General features: G+C 73.7%; 1 protein-coding gene. It reads right to left on the bottom strand.

Translation table 11 applies throughout. The features are described from left to right. Positions 1 to 186: 186 nt before the first annotated feature. Complete coding sequence (locus tag O3Q52_RS53420; protein ID WP_269655592.1) at positions 187 to 1,059, bottom strand: helix-turn-helix transcriptional regulator; 873 nt, start codon at positions 1,057 to 1,059, stop codon at positions 187 to 189. Positions 1,060 to 1,089: the final 30 nt, after the last annotated feature.

Here is a 1,089-nt window from a genome sequence, read left to right as displayed (position 1 = left end):
GCTGCCGCTGCCGCTGCCGCTGCCGCTGCCGCTGCCGGTGTGCTGCTCACGTGCCATGCGTTCCAGTCTGGCAGCCGTGTGACCAGCGGGACAGCCGCGTGGGGGGCCCTGTCACACCCCCTGAAACACGGTTCCCCGTACAGCGCGGTCCACCGGGACGAAGGGGGCGCCTGGCGGCCAGGCTGGTCACCGAGTATCTGCTCGCCGCCCCGCGGTGCCGCCGCCCGGCCGGGGCGCGGTCAGGTCGAGGAGGCACATGGCGTCGTGGTCGGGGGTGCCTGGTTCCGCGGTGTAGACGCCGAGGCGTTGGCCGGGGGTGTCGTCGAGGTGCATGCTCTGGCTGCTGAGGGTGAGGACGCCGACCTGCGGGTGGTGGAAGGTCTTCTGGATCCGCTTGCGCCCGATGACGTCGTACCGCTCCCAGAGCTTGGCGAAGTCCGGGCTCTTGAGCAGGAGTTCGCCCACGAGGTGGGTGAGGTCGGGGGCGTCCGGGGCGGTCCCGGCCAGACCCCGGAGCCGGGCGACGCAGCCGCGGACCAGCTCGTCCCAGCCGTCCCGGAAGAGGGGGCGTGCGGCGGGGTGGAGGAAGAGGTAGCGGGCGAGGTTGCGCTGCCCGGCGGGCCAGTCGTCGAGGCCCGCGTACAGAGCGAGGCCGCCGGGGTTCCAGGCCAGCAGGTCCATGCTGCGGCTGATGACGTACGCGGGGCTCGGCCGCAGCGTCTCCAGCACCAGCTTCAGATGCGGGCGGACCGTCCGGCTGGGCGGCGGCGGGGGCTCGGGAGCGTACCGGGTGGCGCGGGCGGCGAGCTCGCGCAGGTGCTGGTGCTCGGTGTCGTCGAGCCGCAGGGCACGGGCGAGGGCGTCGAGGACGGCCGGGCTGGGGCGGGTCTCCTTGCCGCGCTCCAGACGTACGTAGTAGTCGATGCTGATGCCGGCGAGCGTGGCCAGCTCCTCGCGGCGCAGACCGGGGGTACGGCGCAGGCCGGTGCCGACGGTGAGCCCGACCTGCTCGGGCCGCGTCTGGGTACGGCGAGCACGCAGAAACTGCCCCAGCTCCAGGCCACTGCCTCCGCCACTGCTTCCACCACC

It is taken from the genome of Streptomyces sp. ActVer (assembly GCF_027270795.1).
Classification (GTDB): domain Bacteria; phylum Actinomycetota; class Actinomycetes; order Streptomycetales; family Streptomycetaceae; genus Streptomyces; species Streptomyces umbrinus_A.
Note: the sequence above shows the minus strand (reverse complement) of the source record. Positions and strands in the feature narration are given on the sequence as shown.